Source organism: Aquimarina sp. BL5, assembly GCF_003443675.1.
Taxonomy (GTDB): domain Bacteria; phylum Bacteroidota; class Bacteroidia; order Flavobacteriales; family Flavobacteriaceae; genus Aquimarina.
Window position 1 is genome coordinate 413,978 of the sequence record NZ_CP031963.1, and the last position, 23,385, is coordinate 437,362.

Annotated in this window: 21 protein-coding genes; all 21 read left to right on the forward strand. The window is 32.3% G+C overall.

Annotation, left to right across the window (positions count from 1 at the left end; genetic code table 11):
• The first annotated feature begins 151 nt into the window (after positions 1 to 151).
• The 21 genes from D1818_RS01930 to D1818_RS02030 all read left to right on the forward strand — a co-directional run bounded on the left by D1818_RS01930 (position 152) and on the right by D1818_RS02030 (position 23,378).
• Entirely contained in the window at positions 152 to 1,474 is a 1,323-nt protein-coding gene (locus D1818_RS01930) for a cation:proton antiporter (RefSeq protein WP_118455871.1), read from the forward strand.
• A 1-nt stretch (position 1,475) separates the two neighbouring features.
• Positions 1,476 to 2,156 carry a YafY family protein gene (locus D1818_RS01935; RefSeq protein ID WP_118455873.1) on the forward strand — a complete coding sequence of 227 codons (681 nt, stop codon included), beginning with the start codon at positions 1,476 to 1,478 and terminating at the stop codon, positions 2,154 to 2,156.
• A gap of 137 nt (positions 2,157 to 2,293) precedes the next feature.
• Positions 2,294 to 2,608 carry a hypothetical protein gene (locus tag D1818_RS01940; protein ID WP_118455875.1) on the forward strand — a complete coding sequence of 105 codons (315 nt, stop codon included), beginning with the start codon at positions 2,294 to 2,296 and terminating at the stop codon, positions 2,606 to 2,608.
• A 23-nt stretch (positions 2,609 to 2,631) separates the two neighbouring features.
• Positions 2,632 to 3,474: a DNA alkylation repair protein gene (locus D1818_RS01945; RefSeq protein WP_233558623.1), complete on the forward strand. Its 843-nt coding sequence runs from the start codon at positions 2,632 to 2,634 to the stop codon at positions 3,472 to 3,474.
• Between the two features lie 217 nt (positions 3,475 to 3,691).
• A complete protein-coding gene (locus D1818_RS01950) occupies positions 3,692 to 5,098 on the forward strand; it encodes a glycogen synthase (RefSeq protein ID WP_118455877.1) in 1,407 nt (468 codons plus the stop codon).
• A gap of 5 nt (positions 5,099 to 5,103) precedes the next feature.
• Positions 5,104 to 6,378: a glucose-1-phosphate adenylyltransferase gene (locus D1818_RS01955; RefSeq protein WP_118455879.1), complete on the forward strand. Its 1,275-nt coding sequence runs from the start codon at positions 5,104 to 5,106 to the stop codon at positions 6,376 to 6,378.
• Between the two features lie 129 nt (positions 6,379 to 6,507).
• Positions 6,508 to 8,418 carry a 1,4-alpha-glucan branching protein GlgB gene (gene glgB / locus D1818_RS01960; RefSeq protein WP_118455882.1) on the forward strand — a complete coding sequence of 637 codons (1,911 nt, stop codon included), beginning with the start codon at positions 6,508 to 6,510 and terminating at the stop codon, positions 8,416 to 8,418.
• Positions 8,419 to 8,616: 198 nt separating this feature from the next.
• Positions 8,617 to 11,022, forward strand: a complete 2,406-nt coding sequence (locus D1818_RS01965; protein ID WP_118455884.1) for a glycoside hydrolase family 31 protein — start codon at positions 8,617 to 8,619, stop codon at positions 11,020 to 11,022.
• A 126-nt stretch (positions 11,023 to 11,148) separates the two neighbouring features.
• The gene (locus D1818_RS01970) at positions 11,149 to 11,970 is read left to right on the forward strand and encodes a M48 family metallopeptidase (protein ID WP_118455886.1); all 822 of its coding nucleotides are present in this window, start codon (positions 11,149 to 11,151) and stop codon (positions 11,968 to 11,970) included.
• An 86-nt stretch (positions 11,971 to 12,056) separates the two neighbouring features.
• Positions 12,057 to 13,376, forward strand: coding sequence for an MFS transporter (locus D1818_RS01975; protein WP_118455888.1), 1,320 nt, complete (start codon positions 12,057 to 12,059; stop codon positions 13,374 to 13,376).
• 347 nt (positions 13,377 to 13,723) lie between these two features.
• Positions 13,724 to 14,200: a lipocalin family protein gene (locus tag D1818_RS01980; protein ID WP_118455890.1), complete on the forward strand. Its 477-nt coding sequence runs from the start codon at positions 13,724 to 13,726 to the stop codon at positions 14,198 to 14,200.
• A gap of 22 nt (positions 14,201 to 14,222) precedes the next feature.
• Positions 14,223 to 14,912 (forward strand): OmpA family protein, encoded by a 690-nt coding sequence (locus D1818_RS01985; RefSeq protein WP_370449446.1) that lies wholly within the window; start codon positions 14,223 to 14,225, stop codon positions 14,910 to 14,912.
• 191 nt (positions 14,913 to 15,103) lie between these two features.
• On the forward strand, positions 15,104 to 16,690 hold the full coding sequence (locus tag D1818_RS01990) for a hypothetical protein (RefSeq protein ID WP_118455894.1): 1,587 nt from the start codon (positions 15,104 to 15,106) through the stop codon (positions 16,688 to 16,690).
• Between the two features lie 130 nt (positions 16,691 to 16,820).
• Positions 16,821 to 17,303, forward strand: coding sequence for a lipocalin family protein (locus D1818_RS01995; RefSeq protein ID WP_158597001.1), 483 nt, complete (start codon positions 16,821 to 16,823; stop codon positions 17,301 to 17,303).
• Positions 17,304 to 17,341: 38 nt separating this feature from the next.
• On the forward strand, positions 17,342 to 18,034 hold the full coding sequence (locus D1818_RS02000; protein ID WP_118455899.1) for an OmpA family protein: 693 nt from the start codon (positions 17,342 to 17,344) through the stop codon (positions 18,032 to 18,034).
• Between the two features lie 79 nt (positions 18,035 to 18,113).
• Positions 18,114 to 19,238, forward strand: coding sequence for an NAD(P)/FAD-dependent oxidoreductase (locus tag D1818_RS02005; protein ID WP_118455901.1), 1,125 nt, complete (start codon positions 18,114 to 18,116; stop codon positions 19,236 to 19,238).
• Positions 19,232 to 19,942, forward strand: a complete 711-nt coding sequence (locus D1818_RS02010) for a methyltransferase domain-containing protein (protein WP_118455903.1) — start codon at positions 19,232 to 19,234, stop codon at positions 19,940 to 19,942. Before D1818_RS02005 ends, D1818_RS02010 begins: the two co-directional genes overlap by 7 nt.
• Positions 19,943 to 19,961: 19 nt before the next feature.
• Positions 19,962 to 21,014: a type III polyketide synthase gene (locus tag D1818_RS02015; RefSeq protein ID WP_118455905.1), complete on the forward strand. Its 1,053-nt coding sequence runs from the start codon at positions 19,962 to 19,964 to the stop codon at positions 21,012 to 21,014.
• Positions 21,015 to 21,057: 43 nt separating this feature from the next.
• The gene (locus D1818_RS02020) at positions 21,058 to 21,540 is read left to right on the forward strand and encodes a hypothetical protein (RefSeq protein ID WP_118455907.1); all 483 of its coding nucleotides are present in this window, start codon (positions 21,058 to 21,060) and stop codon (positions 21,538 to 21,540) included.
• A 12-nt stretch (positions 21,541 to 21,552) separates the two neighbouring features.
• Entirely contained in the window at positions 21,553 to 21,984 is a 432-nt protein-coding gene (locus D1818_RS02025) for a 3-hydroxyacyl-ACP dehydratase FabZ family protein (protein WP_118455909.1), read from the forward strand.
• Positions 21,985 to 22,100: 116 nt separating this feature from the next.
• Entirely contained in the window at positions 22,101 to 23,378 is a 1,278-nt protein-coding gene (locus D1818_RS02030) for a beta-ketoacyl synthase (RefSeq protein WP_118455911.1), read from the forward strand.
• The last annotated feature ends 7 nt before the right edge of the window (positions 23,379 to 23,385 follow it).

Consider the following 23,385-nt stretch of genomic DNA (forward strand, 5'->3'; position numbering starts at 1 on the left):
CAGTTTTTTATTTAGAATTTCTAAAATACACTTTTTGGTAAGAGCGTTACGTTAAATAAATATTAAGTAGTAATACGATAATTACCTAAGAGGTAGATGAAATTATTTTACTATCTTTTCCCCAGTAATCTTAAATAACCTAAATTAACCAATGGAAATATTTTCTTCTTATAATCTAATTATAGGTACTTCGCTTACAATCATTCTTTCTTTTATTTTTAATGGTATCGCTAAAAAAACGAATATTCCTTCAGTATTAATGCTTATTATTCTTGGGATTGTTTATCAATATGGTATTAAGACATTTGGTGCAGAATCTCCTGATTTCATGGATGAGCTTAAGGTATTAGGTACCGTTGGTTTAATATTGATTGTTTTAGAAGCCGCTTTAGAATTAAAACTAAAACGTGAAAAATTGGTCCCTATTTTCAAATCGCTAGTTATTTCGTTATTAGGATTGGTAGCTTCTGCTTATGCAGCAGCCATTATTTTAAAAGCTTTAGTTGACGGAATGACAATGCAATCTGCATTACTATATGCTACACCATTATCCATTTTATCGAGTGCTATTATTATTCCTAGTGTTGCGGGATTATCAGAGGACAAGAAGGAATTTCATGTATACGAAAGTACGTTCTCGGATATTTTGGGCATCACAATGTTTTATTTTCTTGCAGGAAAGTTAAATCCCGCTGAAGATACAGGAGTAGCTGGTTTTGGGTTTAATCTAATTCTTACTATTATTATTTCGTTAATAGTCAGCTATGGAATTATCCTAATTTTTCAAAAAATCAAGAGTCAGGTAAAACTTTTCCTGTTGATTGCAGTTTTATTATTATTGTATGGTTTAGGTGGAAAAATACATTTATCATCATTAATTATTATACTGATTTTTGGTTTGGTAATAGCAAATATGAAACTGTTTTTTCAGTGGAAATTGGAAAATCTGCTTGATTATGAAAAGGCAAAGGCTATTTACCATGAGTTGCATGTAATCACTGCAGAAACTGCTTTTGTGGTAAGAACTCTTTTCTTTGTAATCTTTGGAATTACCATAACACTATCTTCATTACTAAACTTAAAAGTAGCCTTGATAAGTATTTTGATTATTATATCTATTTATTTGATACGATATGTACTATTACGAATATTTGTTGGTAAAGACATATCACCGCAATTATTCATTGCACCAAGAGGTTTAATAACTATTTTGTTATTTTATGCTATTCCTGCAGAAGCAATGGTCCCTGGTTTTGAACCTGGAATTTTATTATTTGTAATTATCGGAACCAGCTTAATTATGACAGGTGGAATGATACGTGATAAAAGAATGAAAGGAGCAGTACTTACTCCAGAAGAAGTCGAAGCAGCTGCTGATGCTGAAGTGGAATTTATAATGAATACCACTACAGATCTCAGTGAAATAGAAGCGACTGATAATGATGATATTGATGAAGAAACCATAAGTAATTAGAATGAAAAGATTACATCGGTTAACGGCGATCTTGGTAAAATTACAATCTAAAAAAGTCGTTCAAGCTTCGGATTTGGCTGATAAATTTGATGTTAGCGTACGAACTATCTATCGTGATATGTTAGCATTATCTGATGCTGGGGTTCCGATAGGAGCAGAAGCTGGTACTGGTTATTTTTTGGTTGATGGATATTCACTGCCTCCAATTATGTTTAGCGAAAAAGAAGCCAATGCTCTTATTACGGCTTCTAAAATAATAGAGACTAATAACGACGAGTCACTAATTTCTGACTTTAATGAAGCTATAGAAAAGGTGAAAGCAATTCTAAATGCAACTCAAAAAGAAAAATTAGAACTTTTAGAAAAACGAATCGTTAGTCCTCCTTATGAAAAATCGCCTTCTAGTACTTATTTATCTGTAATTCAAAAAGCAATTACTGATTTAAGAGTTCTTAAAATTCAATATACAGCAGCTTCTAAAGAATATACTGAACGAACAATAGAACCACTTGGAGTATATTTTACTCATACGATTTGGGTAGTGATTGCTTATTGTAGATTGCGTAAGGATTATCGCGAATTTAGAACTGATAGAATCATTAACCTTATCGAAACATCAGACTTATTTCCTACTAAACTATTTACCCTAGAAGATTATTTTAAGAAATATCGGGAAAATTAGTAATTACTACTGACATAAGGTTGTCATAGGCCTCTAGTAATTTTGACTAAAATTAAATAATGTATCACTTAATTCACACAATTATGCTTAGTATGTTTTTATGCTGCGCAACTACATTTAGTCAAAACCAAAACCTTATGAAAAACAAACCGTACGCAATCGAAGTTGTATTATTCGAAGCAAATCCTAATTATTCCAAAGAAGAAGTAAAAACTGCCTTAATTTCTTTAAACAATATCATAAAATTATATGATGGATTCATAGATAGAACTACCGCATGCAATGAACAAGGTAACTATATAGATCTATTATATTGGACAGACATAGAAGCTGCTAAAAAAGCAGGGGAGGATATCATGAAAAATCCAGAGGCTGTTGCAATTTTCGAAGTTATTAAACCTGAGAGTATGCAAATGTATCATCTGGATGTTTTTAATCAGTTCGAAGAATAGTTATATATTTAAAATTCATTAGCATGTTATTAGACTTAAAACCAACTACACAATATCAAGATAAAATGATTCCAGATCATATTTTAAACCGAAAAGGAGCAAGGAGTTTTAAAGATCTTAATCCAGAGGTTGTCGATTATTTAAATAATGGTCTTATCCAAACAGCCAATTTAATGGAGTGGCTAGCAGTAGATCAATTAAAATTGTTAAAAAAAGTATTAGATGAATTGAATAAATCAGATTGGTATGATAATTTTTATGAGGCTGTTTCTAATCAAAAAAAGCCTAGTGCCAATAGTAACACAAAAGTAATAGGAATGACTTTTGCTCAACTTACTTATGATACTGATATTATTGATTATTTAGCGAATCACACATCTGATGTCCCCAGGTGCTGGGCTGCTCAATATTACGCAGCTATAGATATGTCTATCACAGAAAGACTGCATACCATCAAACCGTATGCAGCTGATTCTCATTTCGGGGTTAGAGAAGTTGCTATTTTTTCTGCTAAGGAATATATCATTCAGGATCTGGATCAAGCTATTATGATATTATCTAACTGGACAAAAGATACTAATGAAAATATTAGACGATATGCAGTAGAAGCGACAAGGCCTATCGGTGTTTGGACTAAAAAGATAGATATACTAAAAGAATTTCCAGAAAGGGCGATAGACATTCTAGAACCCTTAAAATCAGATACCTCTAAATATGTGAAAGATGCTGTTGGTAATTGGTTAAATGATGCCAGTAAAACCAGACCCGACTGGGTTATAAAAGTTTGCGAAAAGTGGAAAACAAATTCTACGACTAAAGATACAGCTTATATCATTAAGAAGGCATTGCGTACAATCAACAAGTAGTTTTCGTTTATTAACAATCTCATAGTATTTCTCATTTTGTCTAAAAATTATCAAATCAGAAAACATTTTATCAAATAATTATTAAATAATCATTAATTCTTGTTCTTTTTAAAATTTTTATAAGGAAATATTTTCAAGTTTTTTATAGATTTAAACTCCTTTTAAGAGATATTAACAATTTTTTTATCTCTTAAATTTTGGCACTAAAGAATAAGTTATGAAAGTACTTCACACGAGTTTAGAATGTTATCCTTTAGCAAAAGTTGGAGGTCTCGGTGATGTAGTAGGTTCACTACCTAAATATTTAACTGATTTAGATTGCATTACTGAGGTTGTTATGCCATTTTTTGATAATGAAAAAATCAATCATCTTTCATTCGAAGAGGTGTATAGTGGTGCTCTAGATTTAGGCAAGAATACATTCGATTTTAGTATTAAAAAAGTATTGTCTAAAGACTTTGGATTTCAGATATATTTGGTGCATCAAAAGGAGTTACTGTATAGACCTAATGTTTATAGCTACGAAGATGACACAGAACGGTTTTTAGGTTTTCAATTAGCTGTTTTGAATTGGTTATTAGATACTGAAATAAAACCTGATATTATTCATTGTCATGATCATCATACGGGATTAATCCCTTTTTTAGTATCACAAGTTAATAAATATAACAGTTTAATTGATATACCTACGGTACTTACAATTCATAATGCGCAATATCAAGGTCAGTTTTCATATGATAAATTAGATTATATACCACAATTTGACCTGCATAATATTGGTTTGTTGGATTGGGATCATTGTATTAATTCATTGGCTACTGGTATTAAATGCGCGTGGAAAGTTACGACAGTTTCACCAACTTATATGGATGAGTTGCAACACCAAGCTAATGGTTTAGAAGGACTTTTGTCTCATGAGAAAGCTAAATGTGTTGGCATTTTAAATGGAATAGATCAGGATATCTGGGATCCTAAAACAGATCCAATGATCGTACATAACTATGGGGCAAAAAATATAATTTCTGGGCGAAAAGCTAATAAGGAATGGTTATGTAAGGAGTTTAATTTCGATGTAGATAAACCGTTATTTGCTTTTATTGGTCGTTTGGTATATGAAAAAGGAGCAGACTTACTGCCAGATATCATTTCTGAAGCATTAGAACGTCTGGATGTTAATATCTTAATTTTAGGATCTGGGGATTCTACTGTAGAATCGCGTTTAGAGGAATTAAAGGAATATTTCCCTGGCTCTTATAATACATATATCGGATATGATGAAAAATTATCACATATTATATATGCGGGAGCTGATTTTCTACTAATGCCTTCGCGAGTAGAACCTTGCGGACTTAATCAAATGTATGCTTTACGATATGGATTAATACCTATAGTCAGAAGTATTGGTGGTTTAAAGGATACCGTTATAGATATAGGGGATAATGGTTTCGGAATTTGTCATAACCACGTAAGTATACAGGATGTCTATTATTCAATTAAAAGGGGAGTTGAATTTTATGAAGACCAAAAATATTATAGGAAAACACAAAAAGAGATTTTAAAAATTGATCATTCTTGGAATAATTCAGCAGCGCAATATATCGAATTATACAAATCTTTAAAATAATAAATATGATTAACAAAAAAGTTCTTGCAATTATTCTCGGAGGAGGACAAGGAACCAGATTATCCCCACTGACAGAAAGTCGATCAAAACCCGCGGTTTCAATTGCAGGAAAATACAGATTAGTAGATATACCTATTACTAATTGTATACATTCTGATATCAAGAGAATGTTTGTGCTTACACAATTTAATTCTGCCTCTTTAAATAGTCATATAAAGAACACCTATATCTTCAGTTCTTTTAGTGATGCTTTTGTAGACGTTTTAGCCGCAGAACAAACTCCTGACAATAAAACTTGGTTTCAGGGAACTGCTGATGCCGTAAGACAATCGATGCATCACTTTCTTAATCATGATTTCGAATATGCTTTGATTTTATCTGGAGATCAACTGTATCAAATGGATTTTAACGAGATGATCGATGCGCATATCGAAAAAGAAGCTGATATATCTATTGCTACTTTACCAGTAAATCCAAAAGACGCAACTCAATTTGGGATTCTTAAAACCGACGACGATAGTTTTATTACTTCCTTTACAGAAAAACCAAGTCTTGACAAACTTCCAGGTTGGGAATCTGAAGTAAGTGAAGAAATGAAGAGTGAAAATCGACACTATCTTGCTTCTATGGGGATTTATATTTTTAGTAGACAGTTATTAGTAGATATTTTATCGGATCCTAAGAGAATAGATTTTGGTAAAGAAATTATTCCTGAATCAATAGGTAATAAAAAAGTATTGGCCTACCAGTACGAAGGATACTGGACGGATATTGGTAACATTTCTTCATTCTTTGAGGCAAATATAGAGTTAGCAAATGATGTTCCTAAGTTTGATTTATTTGACAATTCACGACGAATTTTAACTAGACCAAGAATATTACCTCCTTCAAAAATCTCGGGGACTTGTTTAGATAAATCCATGATTGCAGAGGGTTGTTTAATTCAAGCAAAGGAAATTAACGAATCTGTCATTGGAATACGATCCAGAATAGGCAAGGATACAAATATTAAAAAATCCTACATGATAGGTAGTAATAGGTATCAAGATATAGATGAATTAGAAAGGGATGCTAAAGAAAACAGACCTTTTATTGGTGTAGGAGAACGATGTAACATCAAAAATACTATTATTGACAAAAATTGTAGAATAGGTAATGATGTAATTATTAATGGAGGAGAACACCTAGCTGATAAAAATGAAGATGAGTATGTAATAAAAGACGGTATTGTTGTAATCAAAAAAGGAGCTATTATTCCCGATGGTTTTAGAATAGAATAAAATTTTTAATAATTATTGTAGACCCTTTTCAATTTAAAATTTTAAGAGAGCCATATAATAATTAAGAAACTAAAAATGATTGTTTCCTATTTTTGGAAGTAGTTAATTATTAATGGCGAACCAAAAAATATGGGTGAAGTAATAGTACATAGTTTATTTTCTGATTTTGATATCAGTCTTTTTAAATCCGGAAAACACTATAGGTTGTATGAAAAAATGGGATCTCATATCATTTCTGTTGATGGAGTAAAAGGAACTTATTTTGCTGTTTGGGCTCCTTCTGCTAAATCAGTCTCTGTTATTGGAGATTTTAATTTTTGGACAGACGGAGAACATCAATTAAATGTTCGCTGGGATGCATCTGGTATATGGGAAGGTTTTATTCCAGAAGTAGGAAAAGGTAGTACCTATAAATATAAGATTCACTCTCATAATAATGATATTAAAACCGAAAAAGCAGATCCTTACGCTCGTAGATGTGAACATCCGCCAAAAACAGCTTCTGTAGTTTGGGAAGATTCTTATGACTGGAAGGATGCTAAATGGATGAAAAAAAGAAAGAAGAATAATGCTATTGATGCTCCTTTTTCTGTTTACGAAGTTCATTTAGGATCTTGGAAAAGAAAAATAGAAGAAAATAGATCACTTTCTTATATCGAATTAGCAGATGAATTAGTGTCTTATGTGAAAGAGATGAACTTTACACACGTAGAATTGATGCCAGTAATGGAATATCCGTATGATCCTTCTTGGGGATATCAGCTTACTGGTTATTTTGCACCTACTTCGCGTTTTGGTTATCCAGAAGAGTTTAAGGTATTAGTTGATAAATTACATCAAAATGATATAGGAATACTATTGGATTGGGTACCATCTCATTTTCCTGAAGATGTTCATGGATTAGGCTTTTTTGATGGATCTTGTTTATATGAACATCCCGATAAGAAAAAAGGATATCATCCAGACTGGAAAAGTCTGATATTTAATTATGGTCGAAATGAAGTAAAAAGCTTCTTGATTAGTAACGCAATTTTTTGGTTAGACCAGTATCATGCCGATGGTTTACGAGTTGATGCGGTTGCTTCTATGTTATTCTTAGACTATTCCAGAGAAGAAGGAGAATGGGAGCCAAACATCTATGGAGGAAGAGAAAATTTGGATGCTATTGATTTTATGAAGGAATTAAATAAAGAAGTCTATAGAAGTTTCCCAGATGTACAGACCATAGCAGAAGAATCTACTTCATTCCCTATGGTTTCTAAACCAACTTTTCTTGGTGGTCTTGGCTTTGGTATGAAATGGATGATGGGGTGGATGCATGACACTTTACAATATTTTACAAAAGAACCTATTTATAGAAAGCATCATCAGAATGACTTAACCTTTAGTATGACATATGCTTTTACAGAAAACTTTATGCTTCCATTATCGCATGATGAAGTGGTGTATGGTAAAAAAAGCATTATTGGTAGAATGCCAGGTGATGAGTGGCAACAGTTTGCTAATCTAAGATTGATGTACAGTTATATGTTTACACATCCAGGTACCAATCTATTGTTTATGGGAGCAGAATTTGGACAACGAGAAGAATGGAATTTCCAGAGTAGTTTAGACTGGCACTTATTAAAATATGATTATCACTCCGGAATCAAAAATCTAATTATAGATCTTAATACATTATATAAAAGCTACCCCGCATTATACGAGAAACAGTTTGATGCAGATGGTTTTGAATGGATTAGTTATGATGATCATGAAAATTCTGTAGTAGCATATATCCGAAAAGGGAATAAAGAGGAAGATTGTTTAGTGGTAGCCTGCAATTTCACACCAGTTCCTAGAACTAATTATCGAATTGGATTACCTTCTAAGGGGAGACTAGTGCAACTTTTTAATAGTAACGATAAAAACTATGGAGGAACCGGAGATTTTAGGGATGATCAAATCACAATAGAAAAAATGGATTGGCATTATAGAAAGTATGCATCAGAGATTAATATACCTCCATTAGGAGCTGTTGTTTTTAAAATTGATAAATAAAGATCTAAAGATTAAAATCAATATGTGTTTGAATAATATTTCCAAACTTTTATTATGACATATTAAACAATTGTTAATAGAATTTAGTTTCAAACGTTTTCGTTAACTTTTATTAATAAATACTGATTAAAAGAGTTTAATTATTGAGATAGATATTGTTTTTTTACATTACTAAGAAGCAAAAGAAACCAACCAGCTATGATTACTAATACTGAGTTAGAAGTAAAAGGGAATTTGTTTCCCGGAAAAATCATCTCCTTTTCACAGAACGTAGATAAGATTAATTTCACCACAGAAAATGGAGTTATTCTTCAAGTTACTATTATAAGAGGAAGTGTTGTTCGTTTTAGATATGCCACTGATAATAATTTTGAGAAAGATTTTTCTTATGCTATTAGTGAAAAAGGAGTAAGAGGATATAGTGAATTGGAGGTTAAGGAGCTGGAAAATGAGTATGAGATTACCACCAAAAGAATAAAAATCTTTATTGCTAAGGCAAATATCCATGTTACTATAAAAGACAAAGAAGGAAACATTATCTGTAAAGATGATTGGGGTTTTCATTGGGAACAAAGCTACGAGTATGGTGGTAACATTGTGAAAATGAGTAAATCTGCTCCACAGGGAGAATGTTATTACGGTTTAGGAGATAAACCAATGCACCTTAACCTAAAAGGAAAACGAATTGAGAATTGGGCTACGGACCAATATGCATTCGGTAAAGATCAGGATCCATTATATAAGAGTGTTCCTTTTTATATTGGAATGTATGAAGAAAGAGCCTATGGAATCTTCTTTGACAATTCCTTTAAAACATACTTCGATTTTTGTAATGAACGTCGCAACGTTACTAGTTTTTGGGCACACGGAGGAGAAATGAATTATTATTTCTTTTATGGTCCGAATATGGAAGATGTGATAACAAGATATACAGATCTTACAGGTAAACCAGAACTACCTCCATTATGGGCATTAGGATATCATCAATGTAAATGGAGTTACTATCCAGAGAGTAAAGTAAAAGAAGTCACTACAAAGTTTAGAGATTTAAAAATACCTTGTGATGCGATATATCTGGATATTGACTATATGGAAGGATTCAGGTGTTTTACATGGAATAAAGAATATTTTCCAGACCCCAAACGTATGGTCCAGGAATTAGCAGAAGATGGCTATAAAACGATAGTTATTATAGATCCGGGAATTAAAATTGACGATGATTATTGGGTGTATCAAGAAGCTATGGAAAAAGATTATTTCTGTAAGCGGGCAGATGGACCATATATGAGAGGAAAAGTATGGCCAGGAGAATGTTTCTTTCCTGATTTCACCAATCCCGAAGTTAGAGAGTGGTGGGCCGGATTATTTAAGGAACTTATCGACGAAATAGGAGTCAAAGGAGTTTGGAATGATATGAATGAACCTGCAGTAATGGAAGTTCCAGGAAAAACATTCCCTGATGATGTTCGTCATAATTATGATGGTAACCCTTGTAGTCACAGAAAAGCACATAATATCTATGGCACTCAGATGGCGAGAGCTACTTATGAAGGAATCAAAAGATTCGGATACCCTAAAAGGCCATTTGTTATTACTAGATCAGCATATTCTGGTGCGCAACGATATACTTCCTCGTGGACAGGAGATAACGTGGCGACTTGGGAGCATCTTTGGATTGCTAATATCCAGGCACAGCGAATGAGTATGAGTGGAATGTCATTTACAGGTAGTGATATTGGTGGATTTGCTGAACACCCTACGGGAGAATTATACGCTAGGTGGATACAGTTAGGAGTATTTCATCCTTTTTGTCGTACGCATTCCTCTGGTGATCATGGGAATCAGGAACCTTGGACATTTGGCGAAGAAGTTATAGATGTTACCAGGAAATATGTAGAATTACGATATCAGTTACTTCCATATTTATATACGATGTTTTGGGAGTATGCAGAAGAAGGAATACCAATGCTTAAATCATTAGTTCTATATGATCAGCTAGATCCTCAAACACATTATAGAACAGATGAATTTGTGTTTGGTAACCAGATATTAGTATGCCCAGTACAAGAACCTAATGCTAAAGGTAGAAGATTGTATATTCCTAGAGGGAACTGGTATAATTACTGGACTCGTGAATATGTAAAAGGTGGTATGGAACAATGGGTAGATGCTGAGCTAGATACAATTCCGCTATTCGTGAAAGAAGGTGCTATTATACCTAAATATCCAATCCAGCAATATGTAGGAGAGAAAAAGATTGAAGAGCTTAAATTAGAAGTATACTATAAATTAGGAAATAAAGAAGTGTCCAAAGTATATGAAGATGCACAAGATGGCTATGATTATACTAAAGGTAGATATAGTCTAAGAAGTTTTGCTTTTACTGGAAAAGAAAATGAACTTATCATTCAGCAACATAAGAATGGGACCTATATTACTGAGTACGATACTATGAAGATTGAATTTATCGGATTACCTTTTGATATTGATGAAATTGAAATCGATAATGTGGTTGTATCTCTAAAAGATTTAAAATTTAATAAAAAAGAGAATACAGTTGTCGTTCCAAAAAACTTTGCTGAATTACATATTATAGCCAAATAAGAACAACTTATCGATAATTATTGCCTTATATAGATCTTACTGTATAAATTGATGATCTTTTATTAAAAAGGGTGTGTTGAATTTTGTAATTTTAACTTACGAAATTAATATCTATTCATAAATATCATGAAAAAGAAAAAAATAATAGTTGCTCTAGGATCGATTTTACTTTTCCTATCCTGTGCACCGAATCCGTTTACTGGTAAGAAAACATTAGCATTAGTGCCTAATTCTCAGATCTTTCCAATGGCTTTTGCTCAATACAATCAGGTACTAGAGGAAAGTAAAGTGGTGAAAGGTACATCTGATGCTGAAATGATTAAAAGAGTAGGTAAAAGATTATCTGTTGCTGCAGAAAGGTGGCTAAATGCTAATGGATTTCCTGGATATCTAAAAGATTATAAATGGGAATATAATCTTATTGATGATAAAGTAGTAAATGCTTGGGCAATGCCAGGAGGAAAAATTGCTTTTTACACAGGTATCTTACCAATCGCTAAAACTGAAACTGGTATTGCTGCTATCATGGGGCATGAGATAGTTCATGCTATCGCAAATCATGGACAGCAACGTATGAGTGCAGCTCAGATCCAACAAGTGGCTGGAGTTGCTACTGCGGTAGCTGTTAGTGGCCAAAATGAGCAAACACAACAATTAGTTGGGCAAGCTTTTGGATTAGGAAGCCAATTTGGGGTTATGTTACCATTTAGCAGAAGTCACGAGACTGAAGCTGATAAAATTGGATTGACACTAATGGCTATAGCTGGATATAATCCAGATGAAGCTGCTGAATTATGGAAACGTATGAAAGCAAACAGTGGAGGACAGGCACCACCTGAGTTTATGAGTACACACCCATCGAATGATACGCGTATTGCGAATCTAACCGCTTGGGCTCCCGCAGCAAAAGAAGAAGCAAAGAAATTTGGTGTTACTAGCTTTAAATAATTGTAAATTTTCAATTCTTTAAAAGATTATACCTATTTTAGAAGCTGTTCTGGAACAATCCAGAACAGCTTTTTTAATTCTATAACATGCAAGAAACATTACCTAAAGGGCATAAAAAATTACTAAACGCTTGGGCTTTTTATGATTGGGCGAATTCTGTATATAGTTTAACCATTGCATCCGCAATATTCCCAATTTTTTGGGGTGCTTTAACGATTGTTAGAGATGCTGATGATAAAATCATTAGTGATACCGTTAATTTCCTCGGTATTGATTTTAATAATGATTCTCTAATTAGTTATGTAACAGCATTAGCTTTTTTACTAGTGTCAATTCTTAGTCCCTTATTATCTGGTATTGCAGATTATATTGGTAATAAAAAGAGCTTCTTGAAGTTTTTCTGTTATTTAGGTGCATTGTCTTGTATTGGTTTATACTGGTTTAATATGGAACATCTTTGGTTTGGACTATTATGTTATTTTTTGGCATTAATTGGTTTCTGGGCAAGTTTGGTGTTTTATAATTCATACCTACCGGATATCGCGTTTCCAGAACAACAAGATGCTATCAGTGCAAAGGGATATTCTTTGGGATATGTTGGTAGTGTTATTCTTTTGATAATAAATTTAGTGATGATATTCTTTTATGACACCTTTGGTTTTGAGAATGAAGGAGTTCCAACGAGATTATCTTTTGTGATGGTAGGAGTATGGTGGATAGGATTTAGTCAATATACGTACTACTATTTACCAAAAGGAAATAAAAAGGATAAGCTTACAAAAGATGTTGTTTTTAATGGTTTTAAGGAACTAAGAAGTATCTGGAACGCTATGCAACATGATCTTAGACTTCGTAGATATCTTTCTGCTTTTTTTGTATATAGTATGGCGGTACAGACTATTATGTTAATTGCCACGTATTTCGGTATAGAAGAATTGGATTGGGGGGATCAGAATGCAACTACCGGATTAATTATTAGTATTTTATTAATTCAGTTGGTAGCCGTTTTGGGAGCTTTTCTTACATCAATAGCTTCTGCAAAATATGGAAATATAAAGGTTTTGATTTTTATTAATTTTATTTGGATAGGAATATGTGTATTTGCGTATACAATCACCGCACCTGAACAATTTTATGTAACGGCAGCAATCGTTGGTTTAGTAATGGGTGGAATTCAATCCTTATCCAGATCAACGTATTCGAAGTTTTTACCAGAAAATGCTGTGGATACAGCTTCTTATTTCAGTTTTTATGATGTTGCAGAAAAAATAGGAATAGTAATTGGTATGTTTTCATATGGTTTAATAGCTCAGCTTACCGGAAGTATTAGATATTCAATACTCTTTCTTGTTTTATTTTTCGTAATTGGTGTCCTGTTATTGTTCAGAGTTCCCAAAAATCAATAATTACATTTTTCATATGAATTAATTATTCTATCATTTAAGGACATAAAAAAAAGTATCTATAACTAAATTTGCTTCATCAAGATTTACGTTTTCTACATATATTATTTGCGCAGAAATATCATATAAAAGTAACGTCAAAAAGAAATATAGATTTGAATTAACCGTTATTATTTTACAATATATAGTTCAAAAATAATTAAAAATTGATTTTAATCTAGAATCTTTACACTTTATCTAATTAATGAAATAGTTTTAAATTAATTTTCAAATAAAGTATTTAAGTATACAGATATTTGAATTTAAATTATGCAACCAAATTTTACACATAAATAATAAATTAGAAACTCATGAAAAAACTAATATTAATAGTTACAGTTATTTTACTAGCGTCTTGTTCTGCTAGTCAGAAAACTATTATTGCTGCAAAAAAAACACTAAAAGGTGAGTGGTCGTTAGATAAGATATCATATGACCGTTCAGGAATTTTCGAAGTTACTTTGTACAATGATGCTTCTGCAGAATGTCTTACCGGAGGTGTATGGAAATTTATCCCTAACAATAATACTGGTAAGTATACTGTAAATGATAGCCAATGTACATCTACAGGAGCTAGAAATTTTAGATTTACTATTCCTAAACCAACAGAGAATGGTGATTATAGTTTTCTTTTTAAACCCACTGACGAAAAGAAAAAAAGCACCAATAACAATAAAGGGTATAGAATGACTCTGAAACATCTGGATGATACAACAATGACCTGGACTCAGACAGTAAGTCTAGAAGGAAAACCGTTTGTAATCACAATGAATTTTAACAAACTATAATAACTCAAATCATAAAGCAATGATCAAAACAATTTTTAATAAAACAATACTAGCGCTAACCGCTTTAGCAATTTTAAATAGCTGTGATGCTGTACAAAATGCAAATAATACTCAAAAAGGAGCAGTAATCGGTACAACTTCTGGAGCTGTTCTTGGAGGAGTAATAGGAAATAATGTTGGAAACAAGGAAAACTCAGTACTTGGAGCTATCATTGGTGGAGTTATCGGCGGAGTTGCCGGTGGAGTTATCGGTAAACAAATGGATAAACAAGCTCAAAAAATAGAGGAAGAAATCCCTGGTGCTGAAGTAACTAGAGTAGGAGAAGGAATTGATATCATATTTGATGAAAATAGTGGTATTTATTTTGAAACGAATAAGCATAATATCAATACAAAATCTAAAGAAACCCTTAATAAATTGATTGGTGTTTTTAAAGATTATCCTGATACGAATATTATAGTTGATGGACATACTGATAGCTCAGGTGATGATGCTTATAATATGGAGTTATCAAAGAAACGAGCTAACTCTGTAACGGATTATCTTATGTCTCAGGGAATAAGTAAATCAAGATTAACAACCTATTACCACGGTGAAACTTTACCAAAATATGATAATGCCACTGCGGAAGGAAGAGCAAAAAATAGAAGAGTGGAGTTTGGAGTATTAGCAAATGATAAAATGATCAATGATGCTAAAAAAATAGACTAAATAAAAACTTAAAATAGATATAAAATCCCCAACAGAATAAAGTTCTGTTGGGGATTTTATGTTAATTCTTATTTAGAGAATTATTATAATTACAAGGTTTAACAAAAAAGCACTTTGATTTCTAATTAATAAAGTAGTTTTGAAATATGTGTTCAGACTCTTGGAAAGAATAATTAAGAATCAGAAGAAATATGAAAAATATCTTTAATAAAACAGAAGTAATAAAATGGAAAACAGATGAATCTATTCTTAGTTTTTTGAAAAACAATATTGACACTAATGGTAATCTTGGCACTAATGCCTTCACGTTGCCAGGAGATAAAAAAATTGATAATAAATTACCGTTTTCTACTTTCGGTCCTTTTGATAATCCTAAACCTGGGAAAAAAGATTTAAAAAAATTAAAAAAAAGAATTGGAAAGCTTACCAAACTTTTGAAAAAAATATCTAAAACAGGTGATATAAAAAGTGAATCAGAATTTTACAAAGAAATTACTGAGACTAAGTATATAACAGAAATAATCGATGAATTTCTTTATAAGTTAACCCAATTAAAAATCCCTATTGAAGACCATTTATTTAATTTCGCTCATAATTTAGCTACGAAAACAGATAATAAGAACAGTGTAAAGTTTGGTATTGCTATTCTGATTATATGCGAAAAAAAGAAACCTGTTGAAGATTTAAAGATACTTGGATTACACGAGGAATTCACTGTTTTGTCAAGTCTTGCGATATCATACCTTTCAGATAATGTGATATCTGACTTATGGGAATTAGCAAAAAAAGTTGACGGATACGGTAAAATAAATCTAGTGGAATACATGGCCAAAATGGATATGTCAGATGAAATACGTGATTGGTTAGTGTATGAAGGGTATAAAAACAACATGCTATATGAACACTCAGCGTATACTTGTATTATTAATGGGAGATTAAGTGAGAAGTTATCTAAAAGTTCAATTGATAATGAATTATTCATTTCGGCGGGTAAATTAATTCCTGTAGTTATGTATGAAGAACCTGAAGAACAATTGAATCCTGTTTCTTTATTAAAAGATTATTTAAAACATTCAAAAGAACAACAGTTAAAGATTTCTGATTTTAATTTTATAAATACGATTAAAAGTTACTTTGAAGATCTTTTGTCTGAAATTCAAGATGTAAATATTCAGAATTGGGAAGAAAATGATTTATCCAATTGCCTAATCGATATTGATGAAATCTTAATATCCAAAGATTGGAATTTTGATATTCAAAAAGCCTTTAAGAGTTCGGATAAAGAAGAATACAATTCTGCTGTAGAGGCAGCAAAAAAAATGAGGATTAATATTTTAGATATTTTATGGGATAAGCTCATAAGCCACCCTTTTGATAGTGTAACTTGGTCGAATATTATCGCAAATGCTAATCCAGAAGATGCAACCAGAATTATTGAACAAGCAATTAAACATTTACCTCTAGAAGAAATATCAACGGGTCCAAAAAATTGTTCCATACCAGATACCAAATTAATTTATGAGAAACATCTTTCTTTACAGTATCTAATTACGTTTTTAGAAAATTATCCAAAAGAGGGTCACGAGATAATAATAGCTGGGTTAAGAAACCCAATGAGCGAAAATAGATATAGAACCATAGAAACTCTGGAAAAATGGACATCTAGTAATTGGACACAAGAAATAGAAAATGAATTATTAAAACTTAAAAAGATTGAACCAAATTCTTATGTTAAAAAGAATTTAAAAAAGCTTATTCTAAATAAGGTAATACAATAGTTTCCAAAAATAATATTTTTTCTCCCTGAAAACCGTGATGTAGTTTTCACCATTTATGATGTAGTTTAAAGAAGGTGTTATGATGATATTTGTACTGTACAAATTATAAGAACCTCTTTAAACCAAAATCTTGAAAACAATCTATATAATACTTACCTGTACTATTTTATTCAGTTGTGGAGCATCAAATAAACTAACCAGAGCAGCAAAAAAATCGATTAATGGAGTTTGGATCTTAAAAGATGTGGACTATAATACAGATAGTAAAGGAACCTATGCTATTACTGTTTTAGACAACATTTCACTAAAGTGTATCGAAAATACTAATTGGGAGTTTATTGCTAATAATAACACTGGTAGTTATGCCTTATCAGGTTCGTCTTGTTCAAATACTGGTGTCCAAAATTTTATATGGTCAATTCCCAAAGAAATGTATGGGTTTAATCATAGTATTATGATGAAACCTGTGAATCATAAAATGAAAAGTAATAATAACAACAAAGGATATCGTATGCAATTGTTTGAACTAGAAGAAACTACAATGATCTGGAGTTATGATATGATAGTCGATGGAGAAAAATTTACAATAAAACTGAACTTTGATAAACAATAAAACTCATAAACATTAAAACCGATAAACATAGAATACACATGAAGTCACACAATATTAAATACTCAAAAAAGCTTATATACCTAGGAATACTATTGATAACTATGGTTAGTTGTAAGTCTATAAAAAATGCAGAGATAGGTGGTTATATAGGAGCAGCAGGCGGTGCTATTATAGGCGGAGTTATAGGAAATAATGTAGGAGGGGAAACTGAACTTGGAGCCGTTATAGGTGGAGTTGTAGGAGCAACTGTAGGTAGCGTTATTGGTAATCGAATGGACCAGCAAGCTAAAAAAATAGAAGAAGAAATGCCAAGTGTAGCAGTGCAGAGAATTGAAGAAGACATTAATATTGTTTTTGATGAAGAAAGTGGCGTGTATTTTAATACCAATAAGCATGATTTAAACGAGTCATCTAAAGAAACAATCGAAAAATTGGCAGTAATTCTGGAAGAATATCCTAATTCTAATATACTTATTGAAGGACATACCGATAATGTAGGTAAAGAAGAATCAAATTTTCTGTTATCAAAATATAGGGCACAAGCTGTAAGGGATTATCTTGTTCTCCAAGGCGTTGATGAACAGAGGTTTACTGTTAAGTATTATGGGGAATCACAACCTAGATATGATAATACTACTACAGAAGGTAAAACCAAAAATAGAAGGGTAGAAGTAACAATATCACCGAATGAAGAACTAAGACGACAAGCGGTTGCACAAATAAAAGAGTAAGATATTGTAATTGAGAATGATAAATCCCGACTTAATGTTCGGGATTTTTTTATGCTCAAAATTTATGTATCTTCAATAAATGAATAGTCATGCACACATACTAATTATCGGTGGTGGTTTAGCAGGTTTAACCAGTGCTATTCATCTCGCTAAGGCCCAAATTCCGGTTACTCTTATTGAGAAAGATATATATCCGAAGCATAAAGTTTGTGGGGAATACATTTCTAATGAAGTACTGTCTTATTTGGATTTTTTGGGAGTGAATATGAATGAATTGAAACCTGTAAAAATTTCAGAGCTAAATATAAGTACCCAAAAAGGAAAAATGATCAAAAGTAAACTTCCATTAGGTGGTTTTGGGATAAGTAGATACGCATTAGATTATTATCTATGGAACCAGGCTAAGAGTTTTGGGGTACAAATGATAAATGATCAAGTTCTAGATGTTAAGTACGATCACAAGACGTTTCAGGTATTGACTACTCATAATATATTTACCAGTGATTATGTAATTGGTGCTTATGGTAAACGCTCTAGCTTGGACAAAAATTTCAAACGAGATTTTAGTTATAAAAAATCTCCTTGGTTAGCCGTAAAAGCTCATTATAAGGCTAATTTCGATTCTAAAACAGTGGCATTGCATAATTTTGATGGAGGTTATTGTGGATTATCTTTGGTAGAAAACAATACAGTAAACGCTTGTTATTTAGTCAATTATAAAAGCTTTAAAAAGTACAAAAATATTGAGGAATTTGAAAAGAAAGTGCTTTATGAGAACCCTCATCTAAAAGACTTTTTTGAAAACTCTAAGCAGATATTCGAGAAACCTATAACCATTAGTCAGATTAATTTTGATAAGAAAAAACCTGTAGAGAATCATATTTTTATGTTGGGAGATGCAGCGGGACTGATTCATCCTCTTTGTGGCAATGGCATGGCAATGGCGATCCAAAGTTCTCAAATTTTATGTGAACTGTTAGTTAAGAATTATAGTTCTAAAATATATTCTTCAGAAGAAATTGAAAAACGGTATACTAAGCAATGGAATACTACTTTTTCTAAAAGATTACGAGCAGGAAGAATATTACAGAAAGTGCTATTAAGTGATAATTTTCAACATGTAGCTCAAAAAATCGCTAGCACTGTTCCTTCGATTGTTCCGGAAATTATAAAACAAACACATGGAAAACCTATAGTATGCTAGTAAACCTTGAATATAGAAGTAATGAAGCGGAACTCATGGATGATCCAGAGGTTAATGAAAAAGATTTAGGAATAGCACTAGAAGATATTTCTAGAGTTAATCGATTACTTGGTGGAAATAGTATTACAATAAATGCGGTTTTAGATGAAATAAAAAAGAGTGAGCATACAAAGAATTTGGTGATTATGGACTTAGGTTGTGGTGACGGCGAAATGCTTAGAAAATTAGCAGATGTTTTTAGTAAAAAAGAAATAAATGCACGATTAATTGGAGTTGATAATAACGAAAAATGCCTATCACAAGCAAGAGAATTGAGTGCTTCATATACTGAGATAGAATTCCATAATAAGAATATTTTAACATTAGAAAAAAATGATTTTCATTGTGATATTATCATTTGTACACTAACATTACATCATTTTAAAGATGAAGATATAAAAAGTGTGCTTAAAAAAAGTTTAGAGCTGGTTTCTAAAGCAGTAATTATTAATGATATTCATAGAAATAAGTGGTCTTATTATCTATTCAAAATGTTTAGCTACTTTTTTATTAAAGGATATATAGCTAAAAATGATGGATTAGTATCTATAAAGAGAGGTTTTAAAAGAAAAGAATTACTTCATTTTGCAAAAGAACTAAAGTTAGATACGTATCAATTAGATTGGAAATGGGCGTTTAGATATCGTTGGGTAATTAGAAATTAAAAAAATAAAGGGAAATAAATTGAGTGTAAAAATAAAGACGGTTGCTAAAGAGTTGCCACAATATGTTAGAGATACAAAGGAAATACTTCCTTTTGTATCCCAATGGCTTACAGGTCAGGAAGATCGTTTTAGGCGAAAAGTTCTTAAGATTTTTGAAAATGCTGCTGTGGATAGACGATATGGAATCATGAGTATCGAAGAAGTTTTTACAGCAACTTCTTTTGAAGAAAAGAATGACATCCATATCAGAGAAGTAAAAAAGTTAGGGAACTCTGTAGTCAAGAAAGCTTTGAATCAAGCAGATTGGGATCCAAAATCACTAGACTATATTATTACTGTAAGCTGTACTGGAATCATGATTCCGTCTTTGGATGCATATATTATTAATGAACTAGGTCTTAGACAAGATGTTGTAAGATTACCTGTTACTGAAATGGGATGTGCCGCCGGAGTATCAGGGATGATTTATGCTAAAAACTTTTTACAAGCAAATCCAGGTAAAAGAGCTGCAGTAATTGCTATTGAATCACCAACCGCAACGTTTCAACATACTGATTATAGCATGGTAAATATTGTAAGTGCGGCTATTTTTGGAGATGGAGCCGCTTGTGTATTGCTTTCTTCAGAAGAAGAGGTTAACGGTCCTAAAATTATCGCAGATGAGATGTATCATTTTTATGATGCAACGACAATGATGGGATTTAAATTAACAAATGGTGGATTGCAAATGGTATTGGACAAAGAGGTTCCTGAAAAGATTGCAAGACATTTTCCGGATATCATACATCCTTTTTTACAAAAGCACGGAAAAACGATAGAAGAAATTGATCATTTAATCTTTCATCCTGGTGGGAAAAAGATTGTTCAGACCGTAGAAGGTCTTTTTGGAGATCTTGGTAAGAACATCGATGATACTAAGGCTGTATTGCAAGAATATGGTAATATGAGTAGCGCTACTGTGCTATATGTATTAGAGCGTTTTATGAATAAAAAGCCAACTAAAGGAGAAACAGGGCTTATGCTTAGTTTTGGCCCCGGATTCTCGGCACAAAGGATATTATTAGAGTGGTAAACATAAAGTAGGTTTAATTAGTATTAACTAAAACTATACAAAAATGAAGAATGTATTGATTTGTATTATTGTATTCACAATCTCAGCTTCTGCTTGCTCAAAGGACAATGATTCGTCTATAGAAACAGATATTTCGATACCTGAAGTTACTGCTGGTGTTACAAGTGTTTCTGTAACTGGACAAGAGGATAATTATACATTTAGTGTAGAAATAAAGAGCCCAGATTTAGGATGTAACCAATATGCAGATTGGTGGGAAATCGTGTCTGAAGACGGGAGATTACTGTATCGTAGGATATTGGCGCATAGCCATGTAAATGAGCAACCTTTTACCAGATCTGGAGGTCCCGTGAATATTGCTAAGGATGAGATAGTATATATCAGAGCGCATATGAATAATAAAGGGTATGGAGATGTAGTATTTAAAGGAAGCGTATCTGCTGGGTTTAACCAAGAAACGTTGGAAACTACTTTTGCTAGTGAATTAGAAACGACTGCACCTTTACCAAACGGATGTGCTTTTTAAAAAATAAAAACTTTGACTAAAGAACAAATCATAGAAAAATTACCGTATGAAGCTCCCTTTTTATTTGTAGATGAAATTTTAGAGGTAAATGAGGACGGTATTAAAGGATACTATACATTAAAACCCGATGAATATTTTTATAAAGGTCATTTTAAAGATCATCCTATTACGCCAGGTGTCATTCTAACAGAGATTATGGCCCAAATCGGATTAGTGTGTTTAGGAATATTTATTCTAAAAGAACAAATAGATAAAAGCACAATTGGAGTTGCTATGAGTAGTACTGGAATCAATTTTTATAAATCGGTCCTGCCAGGAGAAAAGGTATTGGTGAAATCGGAAAAGGAATACTTTAGATTTAATAAGTTAAAATGTAAAGTTGAAATGTTTAATGAGGAGCAAAAATTAATTGCAAAAGGAGAAATTGCCGGAATGATTGTGTGAAGTAGTTAATTAGTTAAGCTTAAAGGAAAACAAAAAATAAGGAATCATTGTGCAGATAATTGAACCTAAAACAGTATTTAAGAAAATAGGTAACTTTATTAATACTTCTAAATCTTATGAGTAAAAAACGGGTTGTCATAACAGGTTTAGGTGTAGTTGCTCCAAATGGAACGAACGTTTCAGATTTTACCGAGGCAATCAGAACCGGTACATCTGGAATACAGTATGTAGATGAATTAAATCAATTAAAATTTTCTTGTCAAATTGCTGGTAAACCGATATATGAGTATGATTACTTAAATAATTACTTTAATAGTATTCAGTTAAGAGGTTTACACGCTTCAGGTTTGGAATATGGTGTAATTGCTGGATTAGATGCCTGGAAAGATGCTGGATTAACAATACCAGATAAAACCGAAAATCCACTTTGGAACGCTGGAATTATCTTCGGGACTGGAGTATTAGGAGTTGATAAATTTAGAGAAGCAATTTATAAAGTTGATGCAGGAAATGTAAGAAGATTAGGGAGCACTACGGTTATACAGACAATGGCAAGTGGTATTAGTGCCTTTTTAGGAGGAATGCTAGGTTGCGGAAATGTTACTACGACCAATTCGTCTGCTTGTAGTACGGGTACAGAAGCTATTTTAATGGCATATGATCGTATTGTATCCGAAAAAGCAGAAATCATACTAGCGGGTAGCACTAGTGATAGTGGTCCTTATGTTTGGGGAGGTTTTGATGCGATGAGAATTCTTCCTCATAAATACAATAATAATCCTACAGAGGCTTCAAGACCAATGAGCGAAACTGCTAGTGGTTTTGTGCCGGGAAGTGGAGCAGGAGCGCTCGTTGTAGAAAGCTTAGAAAGTGCTCATAAACGTGGAGCTACAATCTATGCAGAAATATTAGGAGGACACGTAAATAGTGGTGGTCAGCGAAATGGTGGTAGTATGACTGCCCCCAATAGTATAGCCGTAAAAGAATGTATCCAACAGGCAGTTATAAATTCTGGAATTAAAGCAAATGATATCGATACTGTTAATGGTCATTTAACAGCTACTACCAAAGATGCTATGGAAATCGAGAATTGGTGTGATGCATTGGGGAGAAAAGGAAAAGATTTTCCCTACATAAATTCATTAAAAAGCTTAGTTGGTCATTGTCTTGCAGCATCTGGCAGTATAGAAAGTGTTGCTACAGTACTTCAGTTAAAAGAAGACTTCATTTTTGGAAATATTAACTGCGAAGATTTGCATCCTGAAATTGCAGCTATGGTAGACAGAGAAAGGATTCCCAGTAAAACCGTATCTAAACCTCTTCAAATTGCAGCAAAAGCCAGTTTTGGATTTGGAGATGTAAATGCTTGTATTATCTTTAAAAAATATTCATAATCAAAAT

What these genes read in the sequence shown, in the direction of transcription:
- D1818_RS01930 (WP_118455871.1), top strand. Translation starts at nt 152, where the DNA reads ATGGAAATATTTTCTTCTTATAATCTAATTATAGGTACTTCGCTTACA.
- D1818_RS01935 (WP_118455873.1), top strand. Translation starts at nt 1,476, where the DNA reads ATGAAAAGATTACATCGGTTAACGGCGATCTTGGTAAAATTACAATCT.
- D1818_RS01940 (WP_118455875.1), top strand. Translation starts at nt 2,294, where the DNA reads ATGAAAAACAAACCGTACGCAATCGAAGTTGTATTATTCGAAGCAAAT.
- D1818_RS01945 (WP_233558623.1), top strand. Translation starts at nt 2,632, where the DNA reads ATGTTATTAGACTTAAAACCAACTACACAATATCAAGATAAAATGATT.
- D1818_RS01950 (WP_118455877.1), top strand. Translation starts at nt 3,692, where the DNA reads ATGAAAGTACTTCACACGAGTTTAGAATGTTATCCTTTAGCAAAAGTT.
- D1818_RS01955 (WP_118455879.1), top strand. Translation starts at nt 5,104, where the DNA reads ATGATTAACAAAAAAGTTCTTGCAATTATTCTCGGAGGAGGACAAGGA.
- glgB (WP_118455882.1), top strand. Translation starts at nt 6,508, where the DNA reads ATGGGTGAAGTAATAGTACATAGTTTATTTTCTGATTTTGATATCAGT.
- D1818_RS01965 (WP_118455884.1), top strand. Translation starts at nt 8,617, where the DNA reads ATGATTACTAATACTGAGTTAGAAGTAAAAGGGAATTTGTTTCCCGGA.
- D1818_RS01970 (WP_118455886.1), top strand. Translation starts at nt 11,149, where the DNA reads ATGAAAAAGAAAAAAATAATAGTTGCTCTAGGATCGATTTTACTTTTC.
- D1818_RS01975 (WP_118455888.1), top strand. Translation starts at nt 12,057, where the DNA reads ATGCAAGAAACATTACCTAAAGGGCATAAAAAATTACTAAACGCTTGG.
- D1818_RS01980 (WP_118455890.1), top strand. Translation starts at nt 13,724, where the DNA reads ATGAAAAAACTAATATTAATAGTTACAGTTATTTTACTAGCGTCTTGT.
- D1818_RS01990 (WP_118455894.1), top strand. Translation starts at nt 15,104, where the DNA reads ATGAAAAATATCTTTAATAAAACAGAAGTAATAAAATGGAAAACAGAT.
- D1818_RS02000 (WP_118455899.1), top strand. Translation starts at nt 17,342, where the DNA reads ATGAAGTCACACAATATTAAATACTCAAAAAAGCTTATATACCTAGGA.
- D1818_RS02005 (WP_118455901.1), top strand. Translation starts at nt 18,114, where the DNA reads ATGAATAGTCATGCACACATACTAATTATCGGTGGTGGTTTAGCAGGT.
- D1818_RS02010 (WP_118455903.1), top strand. Translation starts at nt 19,232, where the DNA reads ATGCTAGTAAACCTTGAATATAGAAGTAATGAAGCGGAACTCATGGAT.
- D1818_RS02020 (WP_118455907.1), top strand. Translation starts at nt 21,058, where the DNA reads ATGAAGAATGTATTGATTTGTATTATTGTATTCACAATCTCAGCTTCT.
- D1818_RS02030 (WP_118455911.1), top strand. Translation starts at nt 22,101, where the DNA reads ATGAGTAAAAAACGGGTTGTCATAACAGGTTTAGGTGTAGTTGCTCCA.